This is a genomic window from Skermanella sp., assembly GCF_059503625.1.
Genome location: NZ_JCACHA010001189.1, coordinates 1 through 4,816, shown reverse-complemented (window position 1 = coordinate 4,816; position 4,816 = coordinate 1). Strand labels below are relative to the sequence as shown.

Here is a 4,816-nt window from a genome sequence, read left to right as displayed (position 1 = left end):
CCGAAGCAGTTGGCGCCGGCGACCGGGTCGCCGCCGAGGCCGTTGGCGGCCTTGACCGCTTCCTGGCAGACCGGATGGAAGTAGGCTGATTTATTCGGGTTCACGGCCGCCTGGGCACAGGCGCCGCCCGCCAGGATCGCAGCCAGGGCGATCGAGGCGGTGCGGTGGTACGACATGGTGCTATCCGTCACTGGTTAAGCTTCAGGGTTCAGCCGCAGCATCCGCCGCAGCACGATCCGCTCTGCCGGGCGGCGAGGCGGTCGTAATCGACCGCATGGATCCCCGATGGCAGCGCCAGCCCGCGCGAGAGGGCGGCGACATCCGATGCACTGACGTTGGCCGGGCAGTTCCGGATCTCGTAGATGGTCCGGCCATTCGACGAGGAGCCGGGAACGCTGCCGGTCTCAGCGATCGAGGCGCTGCCGGCACGGTCGATGCTGACGAGGTACGAGGTGTCCAAGGTCGAAGTCATGGGTAATCATCCTGGAAGGTTAGTCGCAATGACGCCCACTCGACCACAGGACCGGCGCCTCCGACTTGACTTCGGTCATGCGCCATCGGTTTGGCGGCGGTCAAGTTGACGGCATCCGTTTCTTCCCGGCCGAAATATCTTTTTGATCCTGAATCTCCGCCGGCTTGACCCCCGTCAAGGGATCTCCTCTGCGATCGGTCATGATGCGGATGAATTCACCGGGAGCTGACGATGAGCTTGACGCCACATACCCTTGCCGCCGACACCCTGCTGGCCGACGTGATCGCCGGAGACGCCGAAGCGCTCCACCGGCTGGTAGCACTCAATCCCGTCTTCGCCGTGCTGCTGGACCCGGACCACAGGAACGCCATGGCCGGCCAGATCCGCCTGGGTGAAGCGGCGCGTGTCGCCGAAGTTCCCTTCGACAGCCTGTGCGCCGTTCTGCAAGGGAAATCCGCCGGGACCGCCGGCAGGCAGCCGGTCGTGCCGGCAGCCGCTACGCCGGGCGACTGGTTAGAGCAGGCCGAAAGGCAATCGGCGCCACACCTCGACGTGCGCCCGTTGCTGGCATCCGGTCAGGACCCCTTCGCCCAGGTCATGTCGGCATCGGCCAAGGTGCCGTCCGGCGGCTTCCTGGTGGTGGATGCACCGTTCGATCCGGCCCCGCTGCGCCGGGTGCTGGCCGGCAAGGGGTTCACCTCGCTGGGCCGCCAGATGGGACCCGGTCATTGGCGCATCTGCTGGCGCCGCGAGGAACCGGCGGCTGTAGTGATCGAGGAAGCCCCGATGCCGGCCCGAGGCCCGGAGCCCTGGAAAGCCGATGACGGCATCCATCTTGACGTGCGCGGCCTGCAACCGCCCGAACCGATGACCCGCGTGCTCGACCTGATCGACCAGGGCGGCTTCGACAGTCTGGTGCTGCATCACGACCGCGAACCCGTCCTCCTCTATCCCATGCTGGCGGAACGCGGCTGGTCGTGCCTGTCGGTCGAGCATCTGGACGGCGAAGTCCGCATCGGGCTGGCGCGGGAACCGTCATGATCACCCCCGGCGGCGGCCGGCTGCTGCCGGCCTCGATCCCCTTCCGGTTCCTGGCGGCGGCCCTGGTGTTCCATCTGATCGGCTGGACCGCACTGGCTGCCGGAGCGCCGCTTCTCGCCACCACTGCCGGCGGGCTCGGTCTGCCTCTCGCCGGTCTTCACCTGATGACGCTGGGCGTGCTGACCGTCACCGCCATGGGCGCGGGCTTCCAGCTGCTGCCGGTGGCGATCCAGGCCGATCTGCCCGCCGTCTGGCCCTGCCGCCTCGCCAGTTGGCTGATGCTTCCCGGCGTGGCGGTGCTGGGCTGGGGCATGATGACGGCCAATCTGATGGCATTGGCACTCGGCGGAAGCGCCGTGGCGCTCGCCCTGCTCGTGTTCGCCGTGACCGTCGGTCTGGCGCTCCGGCATACGGACAGGTCTAAGCCGCAGGTCCGCCTGATCGTCCGCCACCTCTGGGCGGCACTGGCCTGTCTGGTAGCTTTGGCCGTCCTGGGACTGGCCCTGCTCGGCGACTTCGCCCATGGCTATCTCGGCGATCACCAAACGGTCGCCGCGATCCATCTGGTGGTTGCCTGCTACGGCTTCCTGGGACTGCTGGCCGCCGGTTTCGTTCAGGTGCTGGTGCCCATGTTCGCCCTGGTCGGGCCGCAGGCCGAGCGTCCCGCCACCATCGTCCTTGCGACCGCAATCGCGGCGCTCATGTCAGCCGCAGCGGGCGCCTTCGTTCCGGCCGCCGTGCTCGGGCTGGGAACCGCCTGCCTGCATGTCCATGGCATGGCAGGTCTGATGCGCCGGCGGAACCGCCGCAACCTCGGAACCTCGTTCCTGCTCGTTCGCCTGTCCTGGGTCATGCTCCCGGCCAGTCTGGTCGTAGGGCTGCTTCTGGCGCTGGACCTGCTGCCGTCCTGGGGACCGCCCCTGTTCGCGCTGACCCTTGTCGGCGGATGGCTGCTGAGCCTCGTCCTGGGAATGCTCCAGCGCATCCTGCCGTTCCTGGCGGCGATCCACGCGGCCAGGGCCGCCCGTCGCATTCCCAAAGTGTCGGAACTGAGCACCGGCCCGATCCTCAGGATTCAGACAGCCGCCCATGTCGCGGCGCTGTTTACGGTCGGAACCGGCATGGTGCTGGGTCTGGACTGGCTGATCCGGGTTGGCGCCCTGATCGGGGCCACGGGTGCGGCCGCCTTCATCATCTTCGCCATCGATCTCTACCTGCGTATCGAGAACCTGCCGCGCGCCCGTTCCACCGCAATACTCGGAAAGACCAGTTCATGACGCCCAACGCTCCGGAAGCCGACGCCTGGAACGCTCTCGCCCAGGTCATCGATCCCGAAACAGAACTCAACATCGTCGATATGGGACTGGTCTACGGGATCGAAGGAACACCCGACGGCCTGCTGGTCCGCCTTACGCTGACGCACCCAAGCTGCCCGATGGGCGAGTTGCTCCTGGAGCAGGCCGAAACGGCCCTCGCCGCCATCGCAACTCCCGCCCGGTCCGCCCGAATCGAACTGACCTTCGACCCTCCCTGGACCCCCAACCTGATCACCCCCGAAGGCCGTCGTCAGTTGAACCGACCGAATTCTTGAGTTTGCGATACGACTTGCCGCGGTGCCGCGGTAACCCCGTATCGCACTCGGCCACCTCATCCAGAATGACGCATAATGTGAATTATGGAAACTATTTCGCCCGGTGACCCGCCACGGCGGCGTGCCTCAAGGAAATCGGCCTCCGGCGAACCCGGCATGGTTCGCTTCAGGATTCACCGACGAACCGACCCTCGCTAAGTTAACGGCTTGTTCATGGGTGAAAACTCAAGATTAACGGCGCATTGCACAAAGGTGATCTACTTCGTCCGGAGAGATTGGTCATCCTGGCGCGACAGGCGGTGGTGACGTGAGCGTAGCGATAGGAAAGACAGGCCGGTTCCGCCTCATGAAAAAAGATGGGTTCGCCGACTATTCCAAGGCCATGGGCGCCTTTCTTCAGAGTATCGAGGGGCCATGACGTTGACGGATTTTCGACGGGTATCGAATCTCCTCGCGACCTCTCACATAGAGGAACTGCGCTCGATCCTGGATCAGGTCGGCTGCCCGATGTTCGCCATCGACGTCGATCAGGATGGCGGGTTCCGCATCGCCACCGTGAACGTGGAGTATGAGCGGACCTATGGCTTCTCCCATGCACAGGCATCGGGACGTCGACTTGCCGACCTGCTTCAGCCGGCGGAATTCCAGCGCATCGGTGATAACTATCGACGGTGCATCGGCCAGGGCACCCGGATTACGTATGACGAGACCGTCGAGTTCGCGACCGGCGTCCTCTGGGCGCGAACCACCCTCAACCCGCTGTTCTGTGACGGACGGGCGGTTCGCCTGATCGGCAGCTGCACCGACACGACGGCCCACGTGCAGGCGGAACAGTTCCTGGCTGCCGCCCATCGGATGGCCCGTCTGGGCTGGTGGCGCCACAACCTGGTAACCGGCGAGGTGACCTGGTCCGATTTCATGTACGAGATCGTCGGTCGCGACCCTCGGCTCGGTCCGCCGACCCCCGATGAGTTGGCCGAGGCCATCCACCCCAAGGACCGCTTCATCGCCAGTGCCATTTTCCTCACCGCCCGGTCCAGCCCCGATGAGGCCGGCCCCCACGAATTCCGGATCGTCCGTCCCGACGGCGAGATCCGCTACGTCCACGAAGAATGCGTGATCGAGCGGGCGTCCAGCGGCATGCCACTGGCCGTCTTCTGCACCGTTCAGGATGTCACGGACCGGAAGCGGATCGAACTGGAACTGATCGTCGCCAAGGAGCAGGCCGAACGGGCCAACCAGGCCAAATCGTCGTTTCTGGCCAACATGAGCCACGAACTGCGCACGCCGCTCAACGCGGTGATCGGATTTTCCGACATGATGGTGCAGGAGTCTTTCGGACCGCTGGATAATGCGACCTATCTCGACTACGCCAACGACATCCTGTTCGCCGGCCGTCACCTGCTGGACATCGTCAACGATGTTCTGGACATGGCTCGGATCGAGGCCGGAGAGATCGTCTTCGAGGAGCGCGAAGTCCCGCTCGGCAGCCTGCTGAGCGATGTCGAGCGCCTGATACGGGAGCGGGCAAGCAGAGCCAGGCTGAGATTGTCCGTAACGCCGGCGCCCGCCGGCCTTTCGGTAACGTGTGACCGCCGCCTGCTGCGCCAGGCGCTCCTGAACCTGGTGGGCAACGCGGTCAAGTTCACCGAGGCCGGCGGCGATGTCGTTCTCTGTGCCCATGTCCTCTCGGACGGCCAGCTCTGCCTCGC

General features: G+C 65.4%; 5 protein-coding genes. 4 read left to right on the top strand and 1 reads right to left on the bottom strand.

The window, feature by feature from the left end; all coding sequences use genetic code 11:
- Positions 1–208 precede the first annotated feature (208 nt).
- The gene (locus AC5JJ6_RS41875; RefSeq protein ID WP_496047735.1) at positions 209–472 is read right to left on the bottom strand and encodes a hypothetical protein; all 264 of its coding nucleotides are present in this window, start codon (positions 470–472) and stop codon (positions 209–211) included.
- 231 nt (positions 473–703) lie between these two features.
- Here AC5JJ6_RS41875 and AC5JJ6_RS41870 point away from each other — a divergent pair, with 231 nt between their 5' ends.
- The 4 genes from AC5JJ6_RS41870 to AC5JJ6_RS41855 form a co-directional block, all read left to right on the top strand.
- Complete coding sequence (locus AC5JJ6_RS41870; RefSeq protein ID WP_496047734.1) at positions 704–1,513, top strand: DUF2249 domain-containing protein; 810 nt, start codon at positions 704–706, stop codon at positions 1,511–1,513.
- Positions 1,510–2,790 carry a hypothetical protein gene (locus tag AC5JJ6_RS41865; RefSeq protein WP_496047733.1) on the top strand — a complete coding sequence of 427 codons (1,281 nt, stop codon included), beginning with the start codon at positions 1,510–1,512 and terminating at the stop codon, positions 2,788–2,790. Before AC5JJ6_RS41870 ends, AC5JJ6_RS41865 begins: the two co-directional genes overlap by 4 nt.
- Positions 2,787–3,104, top strand: a complete 318-nt coding sequence (locus AC5JJ6_RS41860; protein WP_496047732.1) for a metal-sulfur cluster assembly factor — start codon at positions 2,787–2,789, stop codon at positions 3,102–3,104. The genes AC5JJ6_RS41865 and AC5JJ6_RS41860 overlap by 4 nt, the downstream gene beginning before the upstream one ends.
- A gap of 414 nt (positions 3,105–3,518) precedes the next feature.
- Positions 3,519–4,816: PAS domain-containing sensor histidine kinase (locus AC5JJ6_RS41855; RefSeq protein ID WP_496047731.1), on the top strand; the 1,298-nt coding region annotated here is incomplete at its 3' end.